The organism is Gordonia sp. (in: high G+C Gram-positive bacteria) (genome assembly GCF_052106715.1).
In the GTDB taxonomy this organism is placed as follows: domain Bacteria; phylum Actinomycetota; class Actinomycetes; order Mycobacteriales; family Mycobacteriaceae; genus Gordonia.
This window is the reverse complement of record NZ_JBQEDL010000004.1, coordinates 79118-106012: the sequence shown is the minus strand read 5'-3', so window position 1 is coordinate 106012 and position 26895 is coordinate 79118. Positions and strand designations below refer to the sequence as shown.

Sequence of the window (26895 nt, the reverse complement as noted above, 5' to 3'; positions counted from 1 at the left end):
CGCAGGAACCCGTTTCGGTTCCGTTGTGACTAGTTCGGGCGTGGCGGGACGAGGATAGGTCGGATCAAGGACGGCGGGTTCAGAGTCCGAACTCACCGTTCCGTTCGGAGGTGACCGAGAACGAGCGCTAGCTTCTCTCGGCCGCGATTGGCCCGACTCTTGACGGTGCCGGGTGGGATACCGAGTGCAGCTGCGGTCTCGGCGACCCCGAGGTCGTAGATGTGCAGCAGGATGATCACTGTGCGTTGATCGGGAGGAAGCACGTCGAGCGCATGCCCGATCGAGAGTGACAGATCGACATCGTCGATGCGATCGAGTGGATCGACGAGCGAGTCGTCCTCCTCCATGAGCGGTGAGGTCGCGTGCGACTTGTTGCGTCGGAGACGGTCGAGCGCCGCATTGAGGACGATGCGGTGAAGCCAACTGGACACCGTGCTGTCGAACCGGAAGCGGGCCGCCGTCTTGTTCACCGACTCGAGTGCGTCCTGAAGGGCGTCTTCGGCGTCGTCCATGTTGCCGGTGGTCCGTAGAGCCACCGCCCACAGCTTGTTCTCGTGGCGTTTGAACAGGACTTCGAAGGCTGTGTGGTCGCCGTTGATGTGGTCCCGGAGCAACTGGTCGTCGCCGCGGGAATCTGTGATCCCCCGATGCATGTCGATGAATCTAGGCCCGCCGTCGGAGAAAAATGCCGGTTTCTACGTACTTGTGGATAAAGTCAGCGCGCTGTGGAGAACTCCACCGAATTCTGTGGATAACGAAGGCATTTCACACAATGCGGTGGGTGGTGTCGAGGATCGGGGAGTGAACCAGTGGTCCGGGCCAGATTGCCTCGACGACTCGACGACTCTTCGGCTCGGACGCAGCGGCTCGGCGGGCAGTCGGCCCGGAACGGGGTGCGTCACACCGCGACCCCGGCGCGGGTAGACCTGGTGTTCTAGACACGCGAACCCTAGTAGCTACTATATCAATAATACCTACTAGAAAGTGAGAATCCTCGTGACTGCCACCTCGCACGCCGCCACCGCCGAAGCGACGCCTGCGCCAAGTCGTTGGACGCTACCGATCGTGCTCATCGCTCAGTTCGTCACACCGATGACGATCGCAGGCACCGCCATCGCCTTGCCGAAAATCTCCGGCAGTCTCGGCGCGCAGCCCACCGCACTGCAGTGGGTGGTCAACGGGTTCAACGTCTCCTTCGCGCTCGGCGTCCTCGCATGGGGATCGCTCAGCGACCGCATCGGCTACCGCCGCACGTTCGCCATCGGAGCAGCCCTGTTCGCCGTCGGGAGCATCATCAGTTCGGTCTCGCCCGCCCTTGCGCTCCTCGATGCGGCCCGCGTCGTGGCAGGTGTCGGCGCAGCAGCCATCCTCGTCGGCGCCAGCTCGATGCTCTCGAGCGCCTTCGAAGGATCCGCCCGCACACAGGCTTTCGCCCTGTTCGGAACCATCAACGGTCTGGGCCTCGCACTGGGCCCGACCGTCTCAGGACTACTCGTCGCCGGCGTCGGATGGCGCGGAGTCTTTCTCGTCCAGGCAACCGTCCTTGCCCTCACAGCGCTCGGCTCACGCGTACTGCCGGGCAGAGACATCACCGCTCCGGACGGCGAACGCACGCCGATCCTGCAACTGTCGCTTCTGCGCAACCGGGAGTTCCTCGCGATGTGCCTGGTACCCGTCGCGGGATCGATAGGCTTCGTCACCTTGCTGACCTATCTTCCGTCCGCGCTGAGCGGCATCACGTCGATGAGTCCGGGTACCGCCGGCCTGACGATGCTCGCGATGACCATTCCGGTGCTGCTCGCTCCGACTGCCGTTGCCAAACTGATGAACACCGTCCGCGCGGTGACCGTCGGATCGGTCGTGTGCGCCAGCCTCGGCGCGCTCCTGCTCGGCAACGCCGGCCTCCTGCTGCTCTCAGAGACCCGTTCCATCATCTGGGTCATCGTCCCGATGTTCCTGGTCGGCCTCGGCTTCGGCCTGCCGATCGGCCTCGTCGACGGCCACGCGCTCGCCGTCGTCCCCGCCGAACGAGCCGGAACAGCGGCGGGCCTGCTGAACTTCTTCCGGATCGGCAGCGAGGCGCTCTTTGTCGCCGCGTATGCCGTTCTCCTGTCGAGGATCGTCAGACAGCACCTCACGGGGGCGGCTGCAGAACAGACGGCTGCAGGCCAGCCGGGTCATCCCGACACCTACCAGAGTGCATTCGGCACCACAGTGCTCTGCCTCATCGGACTCCTCGCTGCAGTGACACTCGCTATTGTGCTGGTCCGCGGGGTGAAGAACCGAGACCCGCGGAAGGCGTGAGGACTGTGCCACCGCGCTGACCGACGTCCACGTCAACCGCAGCGATACCATGGATGCCGTAGGTGCTGGCGTTACAGAGAGGGATGCGGTCCTCATGGCGGACAAGGATGGGCATCCAGATGTCGACGAGTTCGACCTGTCGAAGATTCTGCACGCACTCTCTGACGAGAACCGACGCAGTGTCATCGTCCAGCTCGCCGAACAACCCGATGACACCGAGCAGTTCTGCAGCGTGTTCGGTGTGCCGTGGGCACAATCCACCCGCACTCACCATTTCAAGGTGCTGCGGACCGCGGGACTGGTCTGGCAGCGCGACGTCGGCAACGGCAGGATGACGCGTCTGCGTCGTGATGATGTGGAGAAGGTCTTTCCCGGCCTGCTCGACCAGATCGTCACAGCAGATCGTGCAGCGCGAAGCCAAGGAGCAGCCGGGCCGGCGCCACGGAAGCCGGCCGACTGACTCCGGACCGACGCCGACGGTCATCGAGTACGTCGCCGGCCGCTTCTCGGCCGAGACGTATCATGTCACCATGGCCCGCATGAAGGAAGTGTCCGACGATGTGCTCATCGCCGTCGATCCCTCAACCGCGTACGAGCACGTCAGCGACGTCACGCAGATGCCTCGGTGGAGCCCGGAGAACACCGGCGCCGTGATCGACGAGTCTCCGGGCGCGGAGCATGCGGACGACGCTTACGTCGGCATGACGTTCGTCGGGTCGAATGCGCGGGGCGGTGTCCGCTGGCGAACGCGGTGCGAAGTGACCGCGGCCGACCGTGGTCGACGGTTCGCGTTCCGAGTGAGTGAATACGGCTTCCGCAGGCCGTTCCTCAAGGTCCCCATCGCGTCATGGGCGTATACCTTCGAGCCGGTTGCCGGCGGGTGCCGCGTCACCGAGACGTGGACCGACGACCGGGGCTGGCCCGATGTCGTTGCGGCGATCTTCGACCGCATCGCCACACGAAAGCCCGGCTTCGCGGAGTTTCAGCGAGACAACATCCGGCGGACGCTCGATGGCCTGAAAGCCGAACTGGAGCGTTAGGAAGCCTCGTCGTCGAACGTGGTCGGCGCTAGAACAGTCGTCGGTGGGTCGCCACGAACATGGCGGTGACCACCTGGTGAATGGCATCGATGCCGAACAGTTCGAGGTCGTACCCCTCCTCAATCGGTTCCTGTACAGCGGTCTGCCAGTCGACGAGTAACTGGGTCAGCGCACCGACCAGCCCGATGGCGGCGAGACGCTGAGTGGGTGTCGGCTCGTGCCCGCGGCTGGCGAAGCCGAGAATGAGGTCGGCCCAGCCGTGAATTGCGCGGAGGCGAAGCTCCTCGAGTTCGGGGCTGACCCCGACCACTTCGATCAAGATGACGCGGGCACGTCGAGGGTCCTGTGCGAGGACAGTGATGAAGCCACGCAGTGCCTCCTCGGCCAACCGCGGGATCAGCTCTTCCGGAATCGGCCCGTCCGGTACTTCGAGGCTGTCGAAGACGGTCGAAGCGGCGGTGAGCGTCGCATCGCGTGCGGCGTCGACGCACGATTCGTACACCGCGCCGAGCAGCGCCGCGCGGTCGTCGAACGATTCGTAGAAGTAGCGTTGAGTCAGACCGGCCTCGGCGCAGATCCGCTTCACCGACACGTTCGGGTAGCCGAGGGTGCCGAACAGGTTCAATCCCGCGTCGATCAGCGATGTGCGACGTTGCAGGTGCCGATCTTGCGCGGTCAGTCCCCCGTACGTCCGTCCCCCTGAAGTGTTCGTCATCGATCATCATCGTAGGCGGACCGTGGGCCGCCGGACCGCTGACCTATTCTCGAGTCCATGAACGACGAGCAGCCGTCGGCCCGCTGGAAGGCCGCGCGATCGATGGACCGCATCGCGGTTCCGGGCGAACTACAGGTGACCAAGACCCATGTGGTATTCGAACCGAAGGCGCGGCGCGCACAGGGCGCACGGTTCTCCGTCGCGTTCACGTTCGTTGCCGGTGTGGGGACGGTGCCGGGCACCGGGAAGCTCTTGAGCGGCGGACGACGCGAGCGACTCTGCCTTACGCTCGGCGACGGCTCCGAGTGGTTGTTCGTCGTTCCCGAACTCGACGCCGCCGTCGAGCGCATCCGGAGTTCGGTACACCGCTGACTGACGCCTGCGTCGTATCGGCGCACGTCACCGAGATAACGTCTGGGATTGCTTCTTCCGATTGTTCCAGCGCGAGATGCACCGTCCGACATACGGACTCACGAAGGCCGTCGGAACGTAGGCGGCATCATCCCGCAGGCACCGCAGCCAACGGGGAATCGACATTCCAGGTGGCGACGTCGACGATCTTGTCGCGCAACGATCTGAAGACGGTGTCGACGGATGCGGCGGCCACTTCGGTATCCGGGTGGGTGGCGTTGAAGTCGAGCCCCGACTCGTCCTTGTTTATCCACATGAAGACCTCGCGTGAGGGCGTGGCATTGGCGTACACGGAGAAGTCGTGTTGTCGTGCGAGTTCCGCGCCGGGAACGCGCGAGACGTCGACATACGACAGCATCGGCGCCGCGAATCCGTGGTCGACGGGAAACGACGGATCATCCGCGAGTAGATCGATCACCGGGAACACCGGCACGCTCTCGAGTCGGCGGGCATCTCGCATCGCAGCGTGCGCAGCGGCGGCGACTTCCTCGAACGAACCTCGGGCATCGAATTGCACGGGGACCAGCGTCACGTACCAGCCGACGGCCATCGCGTCGCCGGGCGCGGATCGATCGGCGCGGGGGACGAGCATCGTGAAGAGCTCGTCGCCCGTCAACTCGTAGTGCACTTGGCCGAGTACTGCGAGCAGTGCACTGCCCGTGTTGGCACCCGCCTGCTTGGACGCGGTCGCGAACCGGCCGGCCGTCTCCGAGTCGACGAACGACGAGTGCACCAGAATCCGGCCCGGCGCCGACTCGTCGGGTGCGAGCCCGAGCGGTAGTGGGAACGTCGGCATCCCGCCTGCGCGTTGGACCACCTCGCGCCAGTGCCTTACCGCGGGGTGCTCCGGAGTCAGCTCCGCTGCGGCGGTACGCTGCTCCGCGCAGAACTCCGGATACGGACGCACCGGTAGGCCGACGAATTCGACTCCTTCGCGCGCAGCGGAGTAGCGGGACACGATCTCGAAGAAGCTCACGGCCTGCGAGACACCGTCGGTGAACATGTGGTCCACCGCAATGATCACGTCGAAGCGCGGCGAGTCCGCGTCCTTGTGCGCGTTCTCGATACCGGTCGCCGCGAACTCGAATGCCGCCCAGTCCTCGAGGCCCGGCACATGAGCCATCAGATGGTCTTTGACGGTGATGCCCGGGTAGTCGTCCGAGGTCGCGGTGACGGCCAATTCGATCTGCTCGGGTCGCAATGTCCGCCCCGCGGGCCGCATATCGCCTGAGATGTCGAATGCGGTGTGGAACGATTCATGCGCGCGGACGAATTCATTGAATACGGACGCGAGGACGCTGGCATCGAAATGGTCATAGATTGTAAAGGTGGTGAATACCAGACGGCGGGTGCACGCTTCGCCGTCTATGCCGCTTCGGAGGTGGTCCGCCTGGATGAAGGACGTGTCTACGCCCAGGTCAGGAGCCTTTCTCATAGCGTCGCGCGTCGCCTTGTCTGGAGACCAGGTGATCCAGTTCCCAGGTAGGCATTTCCAATGTTCAGCAAACCCCGACTTCATTTCCATAATGTTGGTCGATTGCCTATCGGTTCAACAGACTAACCCGTAGTGAGAAAATACACATTGACGGCTCCGAGTCGCTCGACGCATAAATCGCCCATTTCGGCCGAACGGGAATTGCGAATGTGTTCGCCTGTTGGAAATAGACCATTCATCGCACCGTCGACGGGCCATGCCGGGAACGGCTAGTCGGCCCAGATTCCGGACGCACCGCGGCGGTGCGAGCCCACCACATGGGTGTCGACGATGCCCAGCGCTTCCATGAGAGCGAACATCGTCGTCGGACCGACGAATCGGAAGCCCTTCTTCCGGAGTGCCTTCGACAGCGCTACTGATTCGGGCGACGTGGTCGGAACGTCGGCCATGGTCTGCGGTCGTGGGGTGTCGGTGGGTTTGAACGACCAGAGGAAGGCCTCGAGCCCGCCTGCCTCGCGCAGGGCGATGGTCGCCTGCGCGTTGGTGATGGTGGCTTCGATCTTGGCGCGGTTGCGGACGATCCGGGCGTCGCCCATGAGGCGTTCGACATCGTCGGGCCCGAACGTGGATACGGCGTCGACGTCGAAATCGGCGAACACCTCTCGGAAGGCGTCGCGCTTACGCAGAATCGTCGCCCACGACAGGCCTGCCTGGAATCCCTCGAGGCACAGGCGCTCGAAGTGTGCAAACTCCCCCGACACCGGTATGCCCCACTCGGTGTCGTAGTAGTCCTGCATCATTCCCGGCGTGGCGCCCCACGGAGTGCGGTGCAGTCCGTCGTCGCCGAGAACGGTGCCGGGTGTGGTGTTGCCGGATGCCGGGTCTGCGGGCATCAGTGCAGCGACACGCGATCGATGATGGCCTGGAATCCACTGTTGCTCTGCGGAAGCGAGGTCATCCACACCACGAAATACTGTGCCTCCCCTGGTGATTCGACGTTGAGGGTCGTCTTCTTGTCGTCGACCGACCCGTTGCCGACCTCGGTCGTGGCGTCCAGACTCGTCGGGTTCCGCGAATCCGTGGTCCGCAGTTCCACGTTGAAGCCGGGGGTCGGTGTCTCGATCGTCACTGACTTCACGGTGGCGGGCGATGCGAGCCGGAACATCAGTCCGAGACCGTCCTTGAGCCCCGCGAAATCCGGTGAGCCGCGGTAGTTGTCGGTCTTCCACCCGGGCGCTTCGCCAGTCAGGATGTGCTCGAGGTTGGCCGACGAGTCCGGCGGCTGTTGCGACGTGTCCAAGAGAGACACCGTCCGTACGTCGATCGGTGCGGCGGGCTTATCGTCGCCGCCGGGCGGCGGCGCGGCAGGCGCGCTCGACGTGGTCCCCGGCAGGAATGAGTCCATGCCTGCATCGGGATCGTCGGACGTGCCGAACAGGTTCGTCGCGGCGACGATGATCGCGATTATCACGAACAGGATGAACAGTCCGCCGCCTGCGAGCAGCGCGGTGTTCCGCTTCCCGGACTCGCCCTCCCCCATCAGGCGTTCCTTGCGGGTTCGGCTGATCGGGGCCACCGACACGGGGGCCGGGGTGTCCGCGAGCCTCGGCAGCATGTCGGTCTGCAGGTCGATGACCGTCGCCTGGTCGAGGACGTGCTGAATGGTCGCGGCCGTTCGGATCCCGCGATCGCCTTCCAGCGCGCGGGCGGCGACGGCGGAGATCTCGAACGGGATGTCGGGTTTCGCGTCGCGAGGCACCCGTGGCTGAGTCGGGTCGGCGGGATCGGGTTCGGCGATCGCCATTCCGCCGACCGGATCGGTGGTCACCGCGGTCGTGACGAGTCGCTTGCCGGCCTCGCCGTCGAGGGTCCAGCGGCCGAGCAGTAATGCGTACAGGACCGCGCCGAGACCGCGGACGTCGCTGCGACGGTCGTCGTCGGGCATGATTGCCGGGAATGCGAGTACGGCATCGCCTGCTGTGCTGACTCGGATTCGATCGGGGTGGTCGATGGACAGGACCGCGCCGGCGCGATGAGCAGCCTCGGCGCCTGCCGCCAGGGCACGCACTGCGCGGGCCGCACCGGTCGCGGACGGGCCGGTCGCAGCCACGTCGGCGAGTTTGGAACCCGGGATCCATTCGGTGACGACGATGCCGCCGGACGCGCTGCGCACCACGTCGAGGACACGTGCGACGCCCGCCGAGTGCAGCTGCCCGAGCCTCCGAGTCCGGTGCAGGACGGCCTGTGGCCCCTCCTCGATGGGGTCGCGCTGTCCCGGAGCGACCGGCGGGAACTTCTGGCCGGGGTCGACGAAGGTCAGGCCGACCTCCCGGTCGAGCCCGATGTCCTTCGCTCGCCAGAAGGCGAGACCGCGTGCGCCGCCCTGTGGTTCGAGCAGACGGTAGCGGCCACCGGCGACGGCGGCCCCGGGGATGAGGCGAGGACCCCGCACCTGCTGAGCCGGTTGTGCCTTCGGCGTCATGGCGCGCGTCGGATCGGTGGACGGGCGCGGTGGCTCCTCGCCCGATCCGGATCCGGTCATCGGCTGTGCTCCTCGGGGACGCAGGGGTGGCTGCGACGATCCGGGGCGGCGCTGCGGTGGGCCCGCGAGGCGACTGCGAACCACCGGGATCACAGCCGTCTCGCCTGCCGCACCACCTGTGAAGGCGGAGTATTCCTGCCAGGTGGCTGTGCCTCGGTCGAAGCGACGCCGGACGTCTACTTGTCCAGCGTACGGGAACGACTCCTCGCCGGAGACCCGCGGGAACTGCACTGTCATCGTGGGCGAATCCACGTCGCCGTCGATGGTGGGCGGGGCGAGTCGCGGAACGAAACGTCCGACGATCCGCATCACCGCGTTGCTGATCGACACCATCTCCGGGATCTTCAGGGCCACCAGGAGTAGGTAGACGACGCCGAGCGCGACGACGGCCGCGATGATCAGGTAGACCAGAGAACCGATCTTGCCCGCATGCGTCGACATGCGCGCGAAGCCGGTCAGTTCGGAGATTCCCCACACGGCGGCCACGACCGCAGCGGAGACGCCGATCGTGAGCATCGTCGGTCGGGTTACGTTCTTCATGGCTCGACCGCCGAGGCGCTTCTTCAGCAGAAGGTGGCCGACGATCGCACCGACGGCATAACCGAGGCCGTTCGACAGCGACAGCCACCGCACCACCATCGCGGGATCGTCGAACAGGACCGGCCCGAGGAACGACGACCCGACCTTCACCGCGGTGATGCCCAAGACCATCACGGTCGGCGTCCAGGCGTCCTCGCGGGCATAGAACACGCGCAACTGGACGAGGGTCATTGCGTACGGGATGAGGGTGAATGCGCCCCATGCGAGAACCGAGCCGACCTGGGACGCGGTGTCGGCGTCGAACTCGCCGAAGTTGAAGATCGCGACACCGGTCGCGGGACCGAAGAACGTCATGAACGAAACGACGGGTACGAGTGCCACGATCGTCAGTCGGGTCGCCAACGACATGTCGTCGACGACGGCCTCGGTGTCGTCGGCCGCCGCATTGCGTGACATGCGCGGCATGATCGCGGTCAGGATCGTCACCCCGAGGACGCCGTACGGAAGCTGCAGTAGCTGCCAGTGGGTGGCGTATGCGGAGATGCCGCCTGCGCTGGCGCCCGCCGCGATGTTGTAGGTGACCATCAAGCCGACCTGCAGGATCAGCACGTAGGCGATGATCGCGACCGCCATGTTGCCGAACGTCCGCAGGCGGGTGTCGATCCCCCATTTCCAGCTCAACCGCACCCCGACCTTCTTCAGGTACGGGAGCAGGATCGCGACCTGCGCGACGACGCCGAACGTGGTGCCGATGCCCAGCACGAGCAGCTTCGGGTCGGACATGGTGACCGGGTTGAGGCTGATCTCGCCCGGCATGAGGAAGAACAGGACCAGGGTCGTGATCTGCACGACGTTGTTCAGCACGGGAGCCCATGCACCCGGTTTGAACAGGCCCTTCATATTCAAGATCGCGATGAACAGCGCGGTCAGGCCGTAGAATATCACTTCGGGGAGCAGCAGATACGCGAGCGACGTGGTGACGTCGCGATTCACTTCGCCGTCACCGACGTTCAACGTCGTCAATACGGGAGCGGCGACGATCGCGACGACCGTCGCGACACCGAGGACGACGACGGTCAGGCTGAATATTCGGTTGATGAAGTCGGCGCCGCCGTCGGCGTCCTCGGCTTCGGCACGGACCAGGACCGGGATGACGATCGCGGTGAGGACGGCGCCGAGCAGCGACTCGGAGATCATGCCCGGCAGCACATACGCGGCCTGGAACGCCGACGACAGTGCCGGGCCGAGCATCGCCAACACGAGGACGGTGCGGACGAACCCGGTGACACGGCTGGTGAGCGTACCGATGGCGATGGAACCGCCGGTGCGCATCACGCTCTCGTCGGACGGGGTCTCGACTTTCTTGTGCTCGGTCGTCATCCACGCTCTCCGGGGTCGGGCTCTTCGCGTTCGTCTGTGTCGGTCACGCGCTCGGCGGCCAGACGCTGCTGGTAACCGATGGAGGCGAGCTGACGTTCGTGCTCATCGGGCTCGGGCCTGTCCTCGTCGGCCGGGTCGGGTTCGCCGCGGAATCGGTGCCATAGGCGTCGCGCCGTCAGAAGTACCAGGATGACACCTGCGGCGATCGTGATCCAGAACAGTGCCTTCCCGTAGGCGTTCGCGTAGATCGAAAGATCGACCGGACTGCTCAGCGGGACGTTGTTCGTCGTGACGAGGGCGATGCGGACGGTCGCCGGCTGCGAGCTCGACGCGTGCGTGGGCAACTGCAACTGTCTGGTGCCCTGGGCGGGTATCTCGACGACCCCGACGTCGCCGACACTGAGCTCGGACGGTGCGGTGATGTCCAGGCTGACCTTGATCGGCAGAGCCAGCTCGTTGCGCACCACCAACAGCAGCGGACTCCGTTCGGACGCGAGCGTGTACCGCCCACTCGGATCGAGCAACGACACCGACTGCTGCATGTGGGTCACTGTCGACCCGACCGCGGCGAGGCGTTGCGGGCGTTCGATGCTCGAGACGATGCGGCTGGTCGTCGACGGCGTCGAGACGGTCCGGAGGAGGTCCGCGCGCAGCGGGTCGACGTACTCGGCAGGCGTGAATGGCTGGTCGTGACCGGTCGCGAACGAGTCCTCGAGACGGCCGATCAGTGCCACATCGCGTCGAACGTCCGTCAGGTCCTTCGACGACAGCGGGTAGCCGTACGCGGCGAGCTGATCGACGTCCCCGGGTACGACGAGATCGGCTGGACGTTCGGCCCTACCGAGTCCGGAGACGACGTCGGTGAGCGGGACGGGGTCGGCGGCGCCGGAGGCGACCATGAGTCGCGCGGTGTCCAGGAGCGAGCGCGCGTCATCGGAGGTAGGTGACCAGTACGTCGGCGGCATCGTGAATGCACTGCGCCCGGTGACCGCGGTGACCGGGTCCGACGCAGTCGACTCCGATTCGTCTGCACCCGATTCACTTGACCCCGACTCGCCCGGGGTCGGTGCGGCGACGTCGAGCATCGGGAAGGCCAGCGACGCGGCCGCCGTCTGACGCCGACTCACCGCCGACTCCCCCGCGACGGACGGCCGCTGCCAGTTCGGGACGAATGACGGGGCGACGGGACGGTCGCCGATGGCTCCGAGGGCTGCGCTGACACCGGGATCGTAGGTCTGTATCGGCAGTCCGCCGGACCGATAGCGGCCGACGAGACCGGACCCGCGGCGTTCCTGACTGTCCGGATCCACCGCTGTCGCGACGACGGCCGCGGCGTCGGAGCCGTCCCGACCGTTGAGCAGCGTCCGTCCCCGCGGGGACACGGTGCCGGTCGCGGGAAGGGTAAGGCCGCGGACGGTCTTGACGCCGAGGATGTTGTCGACAGTGTCGTACGCGCCCTGCAACGCCATGTCGGTGAGGTGGTCGTCGCCGATCCGCTCGAGAGAGTCGAGCCCTGCCTGTGCGTACGGGAGCGCGGTGACGCACATGCTGGACGCCACCCGGGTGAGGCGCTGCAGCCACTTGCGGGCGGTGGACGAGCCGTCGCCCGGTCGAGTCGCGGCGTCCGGGTCGGACGGATCCTCGGTGATCGAGTAGCCGGACGCCATCGACTGCACCGTGCTCACCAGGTCGGGGTCGACGGCCAGACAGATCGCGTTGTGCACACGATTCTCGGGTTCATTCGCCCCGTCGTCGCCGATCCCGGCCACGGTCTCGAGGGCTTGGAGCGACTTTCCGAGTCGTCCGTCGTCTTCGAGCGAGGACGTCAGGTCGTCGCCGACGAGTCGGATGTCGGCAGTGTCGCCGCCGAGGGTGCCCGCCGCCTGCTGCGGCGGTGCAGCCAACGGCCACACGAAGGTGAACGCGGCGGGCCTCGTGTCGTTCGCGGCCACCGAGCCGTCGCGGCCGAGCAGCGGAGTCGACTCCGATCCCGATCCGGGATCGACCCATTGGCGCGCCCGCCCCCGGTCGGCGGGCAGCGAGAGGACCGGGAGCATGGTCCGTGAATCAGCGATTCTGGCCTGGCCTCCGTAGTCGGGGGTGCCGTTGACGTTCACCAACAGCGGATACACACCGGCCTGCGAGATCTGCAGGCCGCCGCCCGAGAGGGGGACGTCGACGTCGAAGTCGACGCTCTCGTGAGGCGCGAGGGTGGTCGCGACCTTCGTGAACGGAGTCACCGTGTCGTAGACGGACGCGTCGGCGCCGAGCACGGTGCGCAGATCGGTCGACGTGACCGGGCCCGAGCGTTGGAGACGGACGATCACGTCGTGGATCGGCCGGTCGAAGGTGTTGGTGACGCGGCCGCGGACCCCGACCGTCCGCCCCGACGAGCTGGTGACGGTCGACGGCGTGACCTCGGTGAGCGCGACGGACGCGTAGTTCGCGTCGGGGTCGTCGCCGGGGGCCGCGGACGCGGTGCTCGCCGGGCCGATGCCCGCGAAGGCGAGAACGAATCCGAGAGTCAAGAGAACTGCGGCCGCGAACGCCGCGACCGAGACGCCGCGACCGCGCCGGTCAGCTGTCACCGGTGGCCGGTCGCCGCGGTCGCCGTCTGCGCCGCCGGGATCTGACCGGTGGCGGCGGCTCGTTGCGGCGCTGGTTGCGGGCGGCTGCGGCTTTCTCATAGTCGTTCGGCTCGGTACGGATACAGCTGGCTTCCGACTGAGCCAGCCGACTCGGGTCGCTCCGCAGATCGGCGATCACAGACTCGGCCATCCGTGCGAGACGTCGCTCGTCAGAGTACGTGAGGCGGCGGGGCAGTTCGGTGAGCGGCACCCACGCGACCTCGCTCACCTCATAGTCCTCGTCCGAGAGTTCACCGCCGGTGAACCGGAGAAGATAATGATGCACCGTTTTGTGGATGCGGCGTCCGTCGCTGACGAACCAGTAGTCGATCTTACCGAGGGGCGCGACGATGGTCCCTTCGATGCCGGTCTCCTCGGCGACCTCGCGCATCGCGGTCTGTTCGGCCGTCTCACCGGTCTCGATATGCCCCTTGGGCAGCGACCACATGGTGCGGCCTCGGCGGTCGACGCGGCCGATGAGGGCGGCGCGCTGATCGTCGAAGGGAGCGTCGATGTCCGAGAGCACGAGCCCGCCCGCCGAGGTCTCGCGGACGGTGCGCAGCTTCGGAGCCGAATCGGCATCGGCTGGGGACCGTCCACCGCCTCGGCGCGCGCCGTTCGGTGTCGGCGACGACGGCTTGTTGCCTTTGCCGCCGCCGTTGTTGTTCTTTCCGGTGTCACCCCCCTTGCCGTTGCCGCTGTCGTTGCGGCGGTTCCGGTTCGCGAGATCGGATGGCTTCGGCGTCGACGGGCCGGTGGCCGTGGGTGTCGCTGCGGCGGAGTCGGGCTTGGCGGTGTCGGCGGGCCGTCCCGAACGACGTCCCCGCCTGCGGCGACCTCGGCGATTGCGGCGGTTGCGGGTCGGCTGGTCGGTTCCGCCGCCGGTGACCGGTTTTCCGCCGTCGCTTGCTGCCGGAGCGTCGGAGGCGACGTCCGTATGGTGCAGCGATGGTTCGGCGGACACACTCCGATGCTAGCCGCTCGTCACCGTCTGTTAGCCATGGCAGGCTGACCGTGCTCGCCGCGTCGGCGAGTCGGTAGTCTTCTATCCCATGACCGACAGCGCGCAGAGCAGCCGGATGAGCGACGAGCAGCGCGCCGAGCGCCGTACCCGTCTGCTGGCGTCCGCGGCCGTGACGTTGCGTTCTCTCGACGAGGTACTGACTCCCCTCGCAGCCCGTTTCGCCGACCGCGGACACGAGTTGTACCTGGTGGGAGGCTCGGTGCGGGACGCAGTGCTCGGCAGGCTCGGCAACGACCTCGACTTCACGACGGACGCCCGACCCGAGGTGATCGCCGAGACCTTGAAGGGTTGGGCCAGCGCGGTCTGGGACACGGGTATCGATTTCGGCACGGTGAGCGCACAGTTCGGCGACCAGATGGTGGAGATCACCACGTTCCGGTCGGACATCTACGACCACGTCAGTCGTAACCCGGTGGTCACTTTCGGCGACACTCTCGACGGCGACCTGATCCGCCGCGACTTCCGTGTCAACGCGATGGCCGTGCGACTGCACGCGGACGGCCAGCAGGAGTTCTGTGATCCCCTCGACGGGCTGACGGACCTCCTGGCCGGTGTCATCGACACGCCGGCCGCTCCGGAGACTTCGTTCAACGATGATCCCCTGCGTATGCTGCGCGGAGTCCGTTTCGTCGCGCAACTCGGTTTCGCGTTGACACCGCGGGTGTTTGACGCGATCGGTGCGATGGTCGACCAGATCGATCGGATCACCGTGGAGCGGATCCGGGTGGAGTTGGACAAGATGATCCTGGGCGAACACCCGATCGACGGCGTCGACTTGCTCGTCGAGACAGGTCTGGCCGACCGCGTGCTGCCGGAGATCCCGGGTATGAAGCTGACGATTGACGAACACCACCAGCACAAGGACGTCTACCACCATTCGTTGACGGTCCTGCGGCAGGCGATCGACCTGGAGACCGGCGATCCGGATCTGGTCTTACGCTGGGCCGCACTCCTGCACGACATCGGCAAGCCCGCGACTCGGCGCCACGAGGACGCGGGCGGCGTCAGTTTCCACCATCACGAAGTGGTGGGGGCGAAGATGGTCCGCAAGCGGATGCGGGCCCTCAAGTATCCGAAGGCGGTGGTCGAGGACGTCGCACAGCTGGTCTTCCTGCATCTGCGCTTCCACGGGTACGGGGAGGGCCGATGGACCGATTCGGCGGTCCGCCGGTACGTGACCGACGCCGGGCCCCTCCTCGATCGCCTGCACAAACTGGTGCGGGCCGACTGCACCACGCGCAACAAGCGTCGCGCCCGAAGGCTCCAGGAAACCTACGACGACCTGGAGCACCGGATCGCCGTGCTGAAGGAGGCCGAAGACCTGGACCGGGTCCGTCCGGACCTGGACGGCAACGCGATCATGGAACTGCTGGACATCCCGCCGGGCCCGCTCGTCGGCAAGGCCTGGCGCTACCTGAAGGATCTGCGTCTGGATTCGGGCCCGATGTCCCGCGACGACGCCGAGGCGGCGCTGCGGTCCTGGTGGTCGGAGCAGTCGACCGACTGACCGGCTCCACCGCACCGCTGCAGTGACCCGATCGATCGATCCACAACCGGGGTCGCAAGGTAGATTCGTCCCATGTACTGCAGTGAACTCGGGAATCAGTGGCACGCGGCGCGTGCTGAGCCGTCGCTCGCTCACCTGGACGCCGCATCGGCCGGCCGTTCGTCGCGCGCCGTGATCGCGACGATCACGAAACACCTTGAGCGGGAATCGGAATGGGGCGCGTACGTGGCCGCCGCGGATGAGGCGGACGCACTCGCCGCCGGTCGTCGCGCGCTGGCGTCGCTGGTCGGCCACACGCCGGAGGAGTTGTCGTTCCGCGACAGTGCGCGTACGTCGTTGCGTGCGCTGCTGAACATGTGGGTGTTGCCGATGTCGCCGACTGTCTGGGTGGCGAAGAACGAATTCGGACCGAACCTCGCGGAGTTCGAGCGACGTGACTTCGCAGTGCGCGTGCTGCCGGACGCCGACGTGTACGGGCATGTGGATGTCGATTCGCTGGAGAACATGCTGCAGTTCGACCAGCCGGACTTCATCCACGTCTGCCACATCGGGTCGGCGAGCGGCGTGGTGCAGCCGGTCGCCGAGATCGTGGAGGTCGCGCACGCGGTCGGTGTCCCCGTCGTCGTCGACATGGCGCAGTCGGTCGGTCACGTTCCGACGGTGACCGGCGCGGACATCGTCTACGGAACCTCACGCAAATGGTTGACCGGTCCACGCGGTGTCGGGTTCGTCGCGGTCCGCGCCGATTCGTTGGCCAGGACCGAGGTGGACTCGTCGGATTCGTTCATCGCCGGTCAGCTCGGTCTGGGAACGGCCGTCGCCGAAGTGCTGGAGTTCGGGCAGCAGAAGGTGTTCCGCGAGCTCGCGGCCATCGGCGAGACGACCCGTGAACGTCTGCGCGGTGTCGGCAGTTGGGAGGTCGTCGAGCCCAACAGCGAGCCCTCGGCGCTTGTCACGTTGGCGCCGCCGCCCGGCTGGGGCGTCGCGGATCTCGAGGCCGCGCGCGACAAACTGCTGGAGACCGGGATCCTCGTGACGGCCGCCGATTCGTGGCGCGCTCCTCTCGCGGGCGACCAGCCTCATCTGCGTATCAGCCCTCACCTGGATGTTCGGCCGGATCAGCTCGACGCATTGGCCGCCGCGATTCGCACGATGGGCTACTGATCGGCGTCAGTTTCGGCGACACGCCGCGTCTCGTGGAACGCGACGCGGAGTCGCTGCGTCTAATTGAGTATGGACGGGGTAATCGAGTATGTCTTCGGGGCCGGTGACGGCTCGACGTCCACGTGGCTGTCCGCGGCAGACCTGGATCTGGACGGCGACGGCGTCATGGACGCGGTCTCGCTCGATTTCGACGGTGACGGGATCGCCGACGATGCGATGGCCGACACGGACGCGGACGGAGTCGCCGATCGGTCCGCGCTCGACCTGGACGACGACGGTGTGCCCGAGATCTACTTCTCCGACGATGGATCCGGGTTGTGGGAGCGCGGGGTCGATCGGCCTGCGGAGCCTTCGGCGTCGCCTGCGCCGAGGACCGCTGGCGAATCGGTTCTGGACACCGATGGTGACGGAGTAGCCGACACCGTGCTGATCGACACGGACGGCGACGGTTTCGCCGACGAGCACCGACCGGCCCGCGACTGATCACAAACCCCGGAGCAGCGTCAGACTTGCGCCTGTTCTCGTTCGACCGCCGCCGGGTCTGGCCCTTCGACGACCGCGGGATTCGCCCGCCAGACGACCAGAGCGCTCGCCAGGTATACGACAGTGCCCGCGACGACCAGCGGGATCGAGAAGCCGTCCGCGGGGATCGAGACGGCGGCGATGAACATGGCTGCGACGAACGCCGAATTGAAGAGAGCGTCCTGGACGGCGAACACCTGGCCGCGATATGAGTCGGGCACGTCGCATTGCATGGCGACGTCGCCGCACAGTTTCACGGTCTGCCCGACGAGCCCGAGCAGGGCCGCGCCGGCGAGCACCGTGTAGGCGGTGAGCGTTCCGACGAGCGCTTCGGCGAGCCCGCCGCCGATGAGAGCCACCGCGACTGTTCGCCGTCTGCCGAAGTGGTGGACCGACCACGGTGTGACGACGGCTGCCAACAGAGCGCCTCCCGCTACGGCGACGCCGATCTCGGCCATGGCTTGCACGTCGGTGCCGAGCGGTGCGCCGAGGTCGATGTTGCGGACGACGATCAGCAACATCAACGTGTTCATGCCGAACACCAGTCGGTGGACGCCGATCGCGCCGAGGACGACACCGACGCTCGGATGATCGATCACGGCTCGCACACCGTGGGCCAGCCCACGGCCGACCGAGTAGATCGCCGAGTGCCCGGAACCGTCCGGACGGTCGGGGCCGAGCCGGCGCGGTACGAACGTCGCCGCCAGCAGACCCGAGGCGACGGCGAACACCGCGCCCGCGAGGAGGGTGGCTCCCGACCCGCCGTTGTCGGCGCCGAATATGGCTCGTAGCAGCGTGGAGAGCCCGGCACCGACGGCGAGCATGCCTGCGCCGAGCGTTGTGAACACGGCATTGACCTCGATGATGACGTCCGGTTCTGCGACGTGCGGGAGCCCCGCTGACAGGCCGGATGCGACGAATCGGCTGCAACCGGTCGCGAGCAGCGCGGCGAGCAGTACGACGGTATCGGGCACGCCGGAACTCATCGCGATGGCGACGAGGATGATCGCGAGGGCTCGGAACGCGTTGATCCAGACCAGGACTCGACGCCGGTCCCAGTGGTCGAGGAGTGCGCCTGCGAACGGCCCGAGGACCGAGTACGGCAGGAGCAGCACGGCGAATCCGGCGGCGACGGCGATGGGGTCGGTGTGCCGGTCGGGATTGAACAGGATCGAGAAGGCGAGCGCGGCTTGGAATGCGCCGTCGCTGATCTGGCTGAGGACTTTGACGCCGAGGTACCGGAGCAGGTCCGGTGTCTTGACCTGGGTCCAGAGCTTCACCGTGCAAGCCTACCGACGAACTCGCCGGTAGGCTCTGGGCGAGGACGGACCTCACAGTGTCGCCGCGAGGCGATGCCGTGCGGGCGCGCGCCGCGGCCTGTGATGTCATGATGGGGTGGTGTCCGACGGTGAGTTCTCCGACGACCGACCCGAAGTGACTCCCGGGTCGCTTCTGATCGCGTCGACGGCTCTGTCGGGCCCGACCTTCGCACGCACCGTCGTCTACGTCATCGAACACGATGAGCAGGGCACGCTCGGCGTCGTCTTGAATAGGATGAGCGATGCGGCCGTCTATAACATCCTCCCCCGGTGGGCCGATCTCGCAGCGAGCCCCCGCGCCGTGTTCGTCGGGGGTCCGGTCGGTACCTCGTCGGCGTTGTGTCTGGGCGTTGCCAAGACGGGTGTGGTTGTCGCCGACGAACCCAAGCTCCACCAAGTGACCGGTCCGGTCGCGATGGTCGATCTGGACGCCGACCCGGACGAGATGGCGCAGGTGCTCACCGGCGTTCGAATCTTTGCCGGATACGCGGGTTGGGAGCCCGGACAGCTCGACGAAGAGCTCGCCGACAGCAGTTGGATCGTGGCACCGGGTCTGCCGACGGATCTGTTGGCCGAGCCGTCCGTGGACGTGTGGCAGCGCGTGCTCACGCGCCAGCCGTGGCCATTGCCTCTGTTATCGACGTATCCACTGCGGCCGGAAGACAATTGATCACTCCGCGGTCGGCCGACACATGCATGTGATTACCGATCAGCTGACCTCGCTGATCGACGCGGTTCCGTCGTGGGCCGTGTATCTGATCGCCATGGGCGTCGTGTTCTTAGAGACCTCGGTGGTGATCATCGGTCTGGTGGCACCGAGCGAAGCCGTGCTGGTGGCCGCAGGCGTTCTGGCGTCGATCGGGTCCGCGCACATCGGGATCCTCGTGATCGGCTGCGGACTGGCGGCCATGGCGGGCGACTGGACCGGATACTGGGTTGGCCGCGGCTTCGGCCCGCGGCTGGGCGCCACCAGACTGGGACGCCGGATCGCGCGCCGCACCGTCCGGTCCCGTGGCAATACGCCGAGTCCGAGCGACGCGATCGTCGCCGTGGCCGCCGCGCGGTGGATCGGCTGGGTGCGCAGTGTGATCCCGCTCGTCGCGGGCGCGCGCAAGATGCCGTTCCGCAGGTACGCGGTGGCCAGCACGATCGGCGGCGTCTCCTGGTCGGCGACGATTCTGCTCGTCTCCTTCGCGGTCGGTGAGACGTTGGGCGCCGAGATGGCTTTGATCGTCGCGATCTGTGTCGGCGGGTTGTCGGTGGCGTTCTTGATCTTCAGACGGTGGCAGGCAGGCCGTCACGCGGGGACAGCGTCGTCCTGAGACTCAGCCTGTCGGTGGTAGCGGTTCGCGAGCCACGCACAGATGATGAGTTGGATCTGGTGGAAGATCATCAGCGGAAGCACCATGAAGCCGACGACCGACCCGGTGAACATGACGCTCGCGAGCGGTAGCCCGGTCGCCAGGCTCTTCTTGGTGCCGCAGAACTGGGCGGCGATCATGTCCTCACGGTTGAATCCGAGGCGTTTCGGGACGAACCAGGTGATGGCGAGCATCACCGCGACGAGCAGCGTCGACACGATGATCACGAGGACGACGTCGAGGGTGTCGACGTGGCTCCAGAGCCCGGACTGGACACCTTCGCTGAACGCGACGTAGACCACCATGACGATGGATCCGCGGTCGACGTACTTGGTCGGTTCGGCGTACCGCGTGAGGAACGGGCCGACGAGGGGGCGCGCGAGCTGGCCAACGATGAACGGCACCAGAATCTTCAAGACGATCTCGAGGATCGACTCGCCGCTGATGTGCACGCCTTCGTCCGAGCTCATGAGCAGGACGACGAGCGCCGGGGTCAGAACGACGCCGAGGAGGTTAGACGCGGACGCACTGACGATGGCGCCGGGCACGTTGCCGCGGGCGATAGAAGTGAACGCGATCGATGACTGCACCGTAGACGGGACCAGAGTCATGTAGAGGAAGCCGTCGGCGAGGTCCGAGCCGATCAACGGCGATAGCAGCGGGTGCAGCGCAAGGCCGATGAGCGGGAACAACAGGAACGTGAACGCGAGGATCGTCGTGTGCAGCCGCCAGTGCGTGAGGCCGTCGAGCGCTTCGCGGGGCGAGAGCCGGGTCCCGTACAGGAAGAACAGCAGCGCGATCAGCGCGGTGACCACCCAGTCCATGACGTCGGCGAACGTCCCGGACGCGGGGAAGACGGCGGCGACGACGACCGCGAGGAAGATCGACGCGATGAACCCGTCGATGGGCGACTTCTCGAGGAGCTTGCGCATACGTCAGCGGGCGGCGTGGAACGGCTGGTCTGCGTCGGCGGCGTGCTCAGTGGTGCACATGCCCTGCAGTGCGCACGATCCGCAGCTGGCGGCTCCGCAGTCGGCTGCGGGATCGTCGGTCTCGCACGCGGTGGCGCTCTGCTCGTCGGCTCCGCCGGAGCAGCAGTCGGCGGAGCAGCCGCCGGTCTCCTCTTCCGGTTCGGGCACCGTCGCCGCGACCCGGACGCCGACACCCGCGGCGACGGCGGCGATCGCGAAACCGATGATCATCGCACCGAAGCCGAACAGGAAGCCGAGGTCACCGCCGAACGCCAGCCCTCCCCCGATCAGCAGGACGAGGGCCGCCGCGAGGAATCCGGGTGCGGCCACCTTGTTGCCGAGCGCGAACGCTTCGGCCGATCGCATCGTCTCGTCCGAACGTACGCCGACCCAGCGGTTGCGCTTCAGACGGCCGGTCAGTCCGCTGACTCCCACACCCGCCCAGAACACGGCGAGTATGAGGGTTAGAACGGCGGAGACGACGGACAGGATCTGCACGGGTCTCACTGTACGACGGAGCGACGACGGGTGCGGAATCGTCTGGGCGCTAGTGGCGTAGGTCGCCCTTGTTTGGTCCGCTGGCCCACGTCTGCTCCCCCAGTCGGCGTTCGATCCCCTCTAGCGGGGAGCGAACGCCGTCGAGGTGAGCGGCTTAGTGATCGAACCTGCGTTTCGTCCCCGACCACGGCCCCGTTTACCCTGGTTACGTGACTTCCGCTGATTCTTCGCCCTCCGCTCGTTCGTCGAACGGTCCCGCCGAGTCCGGTCCCGGACATCGGTACACCGCAGCCACGGCCGGTGAGATCGAGTCGCGCTGGCAGGAGCGTTGGACCGTCGACGGGACCTTCCACGCACCGAACCCGGTCGGCCCGCTCGCCGGCGACTTCAGCGACTTCGACGGACCGCAGCCCGACGCCGACGACAAGCTGTTCGTGCAGGACATGTTCCCGTATCCGTCGGGATCGGGGCTGCACGTCGGGCATCCGCTCGGGTTCATCGGCACGGACGTCTTCGCTCGCTTTCAGCGGATGAGCGGCAAGAACGTCCTGCACACGATGGGTTTCGACTCGTTCGGCCTTCCCGCCGAGCAGTACGCCGTCCAGACGGGCACCCATCCGCGCACCACGACCGACGCGAACATCGAGCGGTATCTCGCGCAGATCCGTCGGCTCGGGCTCGGTCACGACGAGCGCCGCCGCGTCGCAACGACCGACGTCGAGTTCTACCGCTGGACGCAGTGGATCTTCCTGCAGATCTATAGCGCGTGGTTCGATGCCGATCAGGGCAAGGCTCGCCGCATCGGCGAGCTCGTCGACGAATTCGACTCCGGCGCACGGACTCTCGATGACGGACGCACGTGGTCCGCGTTGTCGGCCGCCGAACGCAACGAGGTGCTCGACGGCTACCGCCTCGTCTATCTGAGCAACTCGCTGGTCAACTGGTGCCCCGGTCTGGGCACGGTCCTCGCGAACGAGGAGGTGACGGCGGACGGCCGTTCGGAGCGCGGCAACTTCCCGGTCTTCCGAAAGAACCTGCGGCAGTGGATGATGCGGATCACCGCCTATTCCGATCGCCTCATCGACGACCTCGATCTGCTCGACTGGCCGGAGAAGGTCAAGACCATGCAGCGCAACTGGATCGGCCGCTCACGGGGTGCCCAGGTCACGTTCTCGACGGCGGCACAAGCGCCGATCGAGGTCTTCACCACCCGCCCGGACACCTTGTTCGGTGCGAGCTACATGGTGCTGGCTCCCGAACACGACTTGGTCGACGAGATCGTTGCCGACGTATGGCCGCACGACGTCGATCCGCGGTGGACCGGCGGCGCCGCCGACCCGAAGACCGCCGTCGCCGACTACCGCGCGTCGATCGCCGCTAAGAGCGATCTGGAGCGTCAGGAGAACAAGGAGAAGACCGGTGTCTTCACCGGCGCGTATGCGAGGAACCCGGTCAACGGTGCGCAGATCCCGATCTTCATCGCCGACTACGTCCTCATCGGGTACGGCACGGGAGCCATCATGGCGGTACCGGCGCACGACTCCCGCGACTACGAGTTCGCCACCGCGTTCGGGCTGCCCCTGCTCGAGGTGATCGGCTCCGACGAGGGGATAACCGAAGCCGCTTACACCGGCGACGGACCGCTCGTGAACTCCGATTTCCTGAACGGGATGAGCGTCGCCGACGCCAAGGCCGCGATGATCCAGCGGCTCGAAGCCGAGGGCACTGGCACCGGCACCATCCAGTACAAGCTGCGTGACTGGCTCTTCGCCCGTCAGCGCTACTGGGGTGAGCCGTTCCCGATCGTGTACGACGCCGACGGAGCCCCCCACGCTCTCCCCGAGTCGATGCTGCCGGTTGAGCTGCCGGACGTCGCCGATTACGCGCCGGTCGCGTTCGAGCCGGACGACGCCTCGAGCGAGCCGTCTCCCCCACTCGCCAAGGCGACGGACTGGGTGTCGGTCGAGCTCGACCTCGGCGACGGAGTTCAGACCTACACCCGCGACACCAACGTGATGCCGCAGTGGGCGGGCAGCTCGTGGTACCAGTTGCGGTACATCGACCCGACCAACGACGAGACCCTGTGCGCGCCCGAGAACGAGGCCTACTGGATGGGGCCGCGTCCCAAGCTGCACGGTGCGAACGATCCGGGCGGCCTCGACCTGTACATCGGCGGCATGGAGCACGCCGTCCTGCACCTGCTGTACTCGCGTTTCTGGCACAAAGTCCTGTTCGACCTCGGCTACGTGAGCAGCGTCGAGCCGTATCGTCGCCTCTTCAACCAGGGCATGATCCAGGCGTTCGCCTACACCGACTCGCGCGGTGTCTACGTGCCCGCAGACGACGTCGTCGAGCGCGACGGGAAGTTCTTCTACCAGCGAGACGGCGCATCCGCCGAGGAGCAGGTGTCGCAGGAGTACGGCAAGATGGGCAAGTCGCTCAAGAACTCTGTCACCCCCGACGACATCTGTCGCGACTACGGCGCCGACACCCTTCGCGTCTACGAGATGTCGATGGGACCGCTCGACCAGTCGCGTCCGTGGGCCACCAAGGACGTCGTCGGTGCGCAGCGGTTCCTGCAGCGCGTGTGGCGCCTGGTGGTCGACGAGGAGTCCGGCACGATCCGCGTGACCGACGCCGAGCCGAGTGTCGACACGTTGAAGGTCGTCCACAAGACGGCGGCGGGCGTGCGAGACGACTACGCGAACCTGCGCACCAATACGGCGGTCGCGAAACTCATCGAGCTCACGAATCACCTGACCAAGTCGTATCCGGAGGGTGCGCCGGCAGGTGCCGTCGAGCGGGTGGTCCTGATGCTGGCTCCCCTGGCCCCGCACCTCGCGGAGGAACTGTGGAGCCGCCTCGGCCACGAGGACTCGCTGGCCCACGGTCCGTTCCCCGACGTGGACGAGCAGTACCTCGTCGACGACGCGATCGAGATCCCCGTGCAGGTCAAGGGCAAGGTCCGCAGCCGAATCACGGTAGCGGCCGATGCCGACGAGGCGACCGTCGTCGCGGCAGCGTTGGCCGAGGAGAAGATCACAGCCCTGCTCGACGGTGAGCCGCGCAAGGTCATCTACGTGCCCGGCCGCATGGTGAACGTCGTCCCGTAGCGCCTACACGGTGATCCGCTTTTGCTCCCCGACGCCGAACAGTCCGTCGACGGGCAGGGTCGCGTGCTCGGCGTGGATGACGCCTTCGAACCAGCCGTACGGCGCGTAGTACTCGGCGAGGACCTTGCCGGGTCCGACGTGCATCGTCGAGTGGACCGTCGGGGTGAACGTCACGTCGACGGCGCCGTGCTCGTCGCGGACATGCCACTGGCCCCAGGGGCCATCGGGCCGGGTGAACGTGACGGGCGGAAGTCGGTGTAGTTCGGTGCCGATCCAGACGGCGTTCTCGTTGTAGAGTGCCGGGTCGCGGATCTGGTTGTCGGTGAGATTGAAGCCTTCGACGACGCCGTCCCGACTCCGGTGCGCGGCGGTGATCCAGTCGTACCGCATGGGTCGCGGATAGTCGCCGTGGTGATCGTCGAGGATGAGAAAGGCGCGGTCGTCGTCGAAGCCGAGGCGATCCTCACCGAGGACGAGCGAGCCGTGCATCGGCATCATCGCCTTGTGCGAGTAGAGCGCGTCGTTGTCGGCGAAGGGATGCACGATCACCAGATGCGCCGCATCGTCTGATCCGCATTCGCCGGTCACGTGGAGCGCCAGCGATGGGTCGTCGCCGTGGCGATCGCGGGTGGCGTCCACGGTCACGATGCCGTCCGGTATCTCGTTTCCGATTGCGATCCTCAGGCCCGAGAACTCGCCGTGCGAGGTTGTCGCGTTCAGTCCGCGTGCGACCGAGAGCATCGGCGCCGGAAGCCTCGTCTCGAACCTGCGGATCGTTGCCGCATGCTTGTCGACCACGAGCACTTGGAGCAGCCCGAGGGACTTCGCGTTGTAGACGGCTCCGAGCACGAAGTGGGTGTCGTCGCCGAGCTGGAAGGCCTCCCATTCCTTGAGCCCGAGATCGCGGACGACGCGACGCGGCGCGGCGAGCAGGCCGTCCCCCGCCGCGTCGAGTGGATTGACGATCCGAATGGGGCCGTCGTACGTGCCGAACTGATACTGGCCGCCGATCACCAGTGCGGGCGGCGACGGAGTGGCATCGGGCGGAAACGGCGCGGACGTCATGGTGACCATTGTGACAACCTGAAGTCGCTGAACGACGTATCCAGGTCGGACGACACGGTTGGCAACGACCTTACTCAGTAGTAAGGTCGTTGCATGGCCATCAATCTTGAGCTCCCGGAGAAGCTGAACTCCACGGTCGAGCGCGCCCGTCTCGCAGCCGAGCACATCTTCCGCCCTGTCTCGCGAAAGTACGACAAGGCCGAGCACGAATACCCCACCGAACTCGATGAGCTCGGCAAGATCGCCAAGCAGGCGCGCGGCGGCGACAAGTCCGCCGACACCGAAGGAGCCGATCACGGCACCGTCAACGGCGCGAACCTTCGGTCGGTGCTCAATGCACGCGAACTGAGCTGGGGCGACGTCGGCCTCATGCTGTCGATCCCCTATCAGGGGCTCGGCAACGCGGCGATCGCCGCTGTCGCCAACGACGAGCAGCTCGAGCGCTTCGCCGACGTATGGGCCGCGATGGCGATCACCGAGCCCGATTTCGGCTCCGACTCCGCGGCGGTCTCGACCACCGCAGTGCTCGACGGCGACGACTACGTCATCAACGGCGAGAAGATCTTCGTGACCGCCGGGTCGCGCGCCGACCACGTCGTGGTCTGGGCGACTCTCGACAAGAGCGTCGGCCGCGCTGCCATCAAGAGCTTCGTCGTCCCGATGTCGACCGACGGAGTCACCGTCGCGCGCCTGGAGCACAAGCTCGGCATCAAGTCGTCCGACACCGCCGTGGTTCGCTTCGAGAACGCCCGGGTGCGGGCCGACAACCTGCTCGGATCGCCGGAGATCAACGTCAAAAAGGGTTTCGGCGGCGTCATGCAGACGTTCGACAACACCCGACCCGTCGTGGCCGCGATGGCCGTCGGACTCGGCCGCGCGGCCCTCGAGGAAGTGCGTCGCATCCTCGAAGAAGCAGGTCATGAGATCGATTACGACCGCCCGGTAGCTGCGCAGCATGCCGCTGTCGCCGACTTCATCCGTCTCGAGTCCGACTGGGAGGCGTCCTGGATGCTGACGTTGCGCGCCGCGTGGATGGCCGACAACAAGCAGCCGAACTCCACCGAGGCGTCGATGTCGAAGGCGAAAGCCGGCCGCACCGTCACCGACGTGACGAACAAGGCCGTCGAGATCGGAGCTACCGAGGGGTTCTCGGAGACGCAGCTGCTCGAGAAGTGGGCGCGCGACTCCAAGATCCTCGACATCTTCGAGGGAACTCAGCAGATCCAGCAGCTGATCATCGCGCGTCGCGTACTCGGCAAGAGCAGCGCCGACCTCCGGTGAGCTGATCTCGCTTTCGCTATCGCGTACCCGTCATCCCTGCTAGCGTGAAACTAGAACACGTTTCAATTCAGGGAGT

General features: G+C 66.5%; 22 protein-coding genes. 11 read left to right on the top strand and 11 right to left on the bottom strand.

The window, feature by feature from the left end; translation table 11 throughout:
- Nucleotides 1-92: 92 nt before the first annotated feature.
- Nucleotides 93-653 carry an RNA polymerase sigma factor SigM gene (gene sigM / locus ACTIMF_RS03480; protein ID WP_442348887.1) on the bottom strand — a complete coding sequence of 187 codons (561 nt, stop codon included), beginning with the start codon at nt 651-653 and terminating at the stop codon, nt 93-95.
- 343 nt (nt 654-996) lie between these two features.
- Here sigM and ACTIMF_RS03475 point away from each other — a divergent pair, with 343 nt between their 5' ends.
- The 3 genes from ACTIMF_RS03475 (at nt 997) to ACTIMF_RS03465 (ending at nt 3344) form a co-directional block, all read left to right on the top strand.
- Complete coding sequence (locus tag ACTIMF_RS03475; RefSeq protein WP_442348886.1) at nt 997-2304, top strand: MFS transporter; 1308 nt, start codon at nt 997-999, stop codon at nt 2302-2304.
- A gap of 94 nt (nt 2305-2398) precedes the next feature.
- Nucleotides 2399-2764, top strand: a complete 366-nt coding sequence (locus tag ACTIMF_RS03470) for an ArsR/SmtB family transcription factor (protein ID WP_442348885.1) — start codon at nt 2399-2401, stop codon at nt 2762-2764.
- Nucleotides 2765-2834: 70 nt separating this feature from the next.
- Nucleotides 2835-3344 carry an SRPBCC family protein gene (locus tag ACTIMF_RS03465; protein WP_442348884.1) on the top strand — a complete coding sequence of 170 codons (510 nt, stop codon included), beginning with the start codon at nt 2835-2837 and terminating at the stop codon, nt 3342-3344.
- Between the two features lie 28 nt (nt 3345-3372).
- On the opposite strand, the gene ACTIMF_RS03460 is transcribed toward ACTIMF_RS03465, so the two are convergent.
- Complete coding sequence (locus ACTIMF_RS03460; protein WP_442348883.1) at nt 3373-4059, bottom strand: TetR/AcrR family transcriptional regulator; 687 nt, start codon at nt 4057-4059, stop codon at nt 3373-3375.
- Nucleotides 4060-4116: 57 nt separating this feature from the next.
- Between ACTIMF_RS03460 and ACTIMF_RS03455 the strand changes: the two genes are divergently transcribed.
- Nucleotides 4117-4431 (top strand): hypothetical protein, encoded by a 315-nt coding sequence (locus ACTIMF_RS03455; protein ID WP_442348882.1) that lies wholly within the window; start codon nt 4117-4119, stop codon nt 4429-4431.
- A gap of 127 nt (nt 4432-4558) precedes the next feature.
- On the opposite strand, the gene ACTIMF_RS03450 is transcribed toward ACTIMF_RS03455, so the two are convergent.
- The 5 genes from ACTIMF_RS03450 to ACTIMF_RS03430 all read right to left on the bottom strand — a co-directional run bounded on the left by ACTIMF_RS03450 (nt 4559) and on the right by ACTIMF_RS03430 (nt 13958).
- Nucleotides 4559-5905 carry a condensation domain-containing protein gene (locus tag ACTIMF_RS03450; protein WP_442348881.1) on the bottom strand — a complete coding sequence of 449 codons (1347 nt, stop codon included), beginning with the start codon at nt 5903-5905 and terminating at the stop codon, nt 4559-4561.
- A gap of 269 nt (nt 5906-6174) precedes the next feature.
- Nucleotides 6175-6798 carry a DNA-3-methyladenine glycosylase I gene (locus ACTIMF_RS03445; protein WP_442348880.1) on the bottom strand — a complete coding sequence of 208 codons (624 nt, stop codon included), beginning with the start codon at nt 6796-6798 and terminating at the stop codon, nt 6175-6177.
- The gene (locus ACTIMF_RS03440; protein WP_442348879.1) at nt 6798-10367 is read right to left on the bottom strand and encodes a murein biosynthesis integral membrane protein MurJ; all 3570 of its coding nucleotides are present in this window, start codon (nt 10365-10367) and stop codon (nt 6798-6800) included. The genes ACTIMF_RS03445 and ACTIMF_RS03440 overlap by 1 nt, the downstream gene beginning before the upstream one ends.
- Entirely contained in the window at nt 10364-12955 is a 2592-nt protein-coding gene (locus ACTIMF_RS03435) for a DUF6049 family protein (RefSeq protein ID WP_442348878.1), read from the bottom strand. Before ACTIMF_RS03435 ends, ACTIMF_RS03440 begins: the two co-directional genes overlap by 4 nt.
- A complete protein-coding gene (locus tag ACTIMF_RS03430; RefSeq protein ID WP_442348877.1) occupies nt 12945-13958 on the bottom strand; it encodes an NUDIX hydrolase in 1014 nt (337 codons plus the stop codon). The genes ACTIMF_RS03435 and ACTIMF_RS03430 overlap by 11 nt, the downstream gene beginning before the upstream one ends.
- An 88-nt stretch (nt 13959-14046) precedes the next feature.
- Between ACTIMF_RS03430 and ACTIMF_RS03425 the strand changes: the two genes are divergently transcribed.
- From ACTIMF_RS03425 to ACTIMF_RS03415, 3 genes are all read left to right on the top strand, one after another.
- Nucleotides 14047-15525 carry a CCA tRNA nucleotidyltransferase gene (locus ACTIMF_RS03425; RefSeq protein WP_442348876.1) on the top strand — a complete coding sequence of 493 codons (1479 nt, stop codon included), beginning with the start codon at nt 14047-14049 and terminating at the stop codon, nt 15523-15525.
- Between the two features lie 72 nt (nt 15526-15597).
- Entirely contained in the window at nt 15598-16689 is a 1092-nt protein-coding gene (locus tag ACTIMF_RS03420) for an aminotransferase class V-fold PLP-dependent enzyme (RefSeq protein ID WP_442348875.1), read from the top strand.
- Between the two features lie 69 nt (nt 16690-16758).
- Nucleotides 16759-17172 carry a hypothetical protein gene (locus tag ACTIMF_RS03415; RefSeq protein ID WP_442348874.1) on the top strand — a complete coding sequence of 138 codons (414 nt, stop codon included), beginning with the start codon at nt 16759-16761 and terminating at the stop codon, nt 17170-17172.
- A gap of 20 nt (nt 17173-17192) precedes the next feature.
- Here ACTIMF_RS03415 and ACTIMF_RS03410 read toward each other — a convergent pair whose 3' ends face one another.
- Nucleotides 17193-18491, bottom strand: a complete 1299-nt coding sequence (locus tag ACTIMF_RS03410) for an MFS transporter (protein WP_442348873.1) — start codon at nt 18489-18491, stop codon at nt 17193-17195.
- A gap of 115 nt (nt 18492-18606) precedes the next feature.
- Between ACTIMF_RS03410 and ACTIMF_RS03405 the strand changes: the two genes are divergently transcribed.
- The gene (locus ACTIMF_RS03405; protein ID WP_442348872.1) at nt 18607-19200 is read left to right on the top strand and encodes a YqgE/AlgH family protein; all 594 of its coding nucleotides are present in this window, start codon (nt 18607-18609) and stop codon (nt 19198-19200) included.
- Between the two features lie 22 nt (nt 19201-19222).
- Complete coding sequence (locus ACTIMF_RS03400) at nt 19223-19852, top strand: DedA family protein (RefSeq protein ID WP_442348871.1); 630 nt, start codon at nt 19223-19225, stop codon at nt 19850-19852.
- Here ACTIMF_RS03400 and ACTIMF_RS03395 read toward each other — a convergent pair.
- Entirely contained in the window at nt 19828-20823 is a 996-nt protein-coding gene (locus ACTIMF_RS03395) for a bile acid:sodium symporter family protein (protein ID WP_442348870.1), read from the bottom strand. The two genes, ACTIMF_RS03400 and ACTIMF_RS03395, sit on opposite strands and share 25 nt — an antisense overlap.
- A 3-nt stretch (nt 20824-20826) precedes the next feature.
- Nucleotides 20827-21360 carry an SdpI family protein gene (locus tag ACTIMF_RS03390; protein WP_442348869.1) on the bottom strand — a complete coding sequence of 178 codons (534 nt, stop codon included), beginning with the start codon at nt 21358-21360 and terminating at the stop codon, nt 20827-20829.
- 209 nt (nt 21361-21569) lie between these two features.
- Between ACTIMF_RS03390 and leuS the strand changes: the two genes are divergently transcribed.
- Entirely contained in the window at nt 21570-24473 is a 2904-nt protein-coding gene (gene leuS, locus ACTIMF_RS03385) for a leucine--tRNA ligase (RefSeq protein ID WP_442348868.1), read from the top strand.
- 3 nt (nt 24474-24476) lie between these two features.
- Here the strand turns inward: leuS and ACTIMF_RS03380 are convergent, their stop codons facing one another.
- A complete protein-coding gene (locus ACTIMF_RS03380) occupies nt 24477-25538 on the bottom strand; it encodes a DUF2804 family protein (RefSeq protein ID WP_442348867.1) in 1062 nt (353 codons plus the stop codon).
- A 93-nt stretch (nt 25539-25631) separates the two neighbouring features.
- On the opposite strand from ACTIMF_RS03380, the gene ACTIMF_RS03375 reads away from it, so the two are divergent.
- Entirely contained in the window at nt 25632-26819 is a 1188-nt protein-coding gene (locus tag ACTIMF_RS03375; protein WP_442348866.1) for an acyl-CoA dehydrogenase family protein, read from the top strand.
- Nucleotides 26820-26895: the final 76 nt, after the last annotated feature.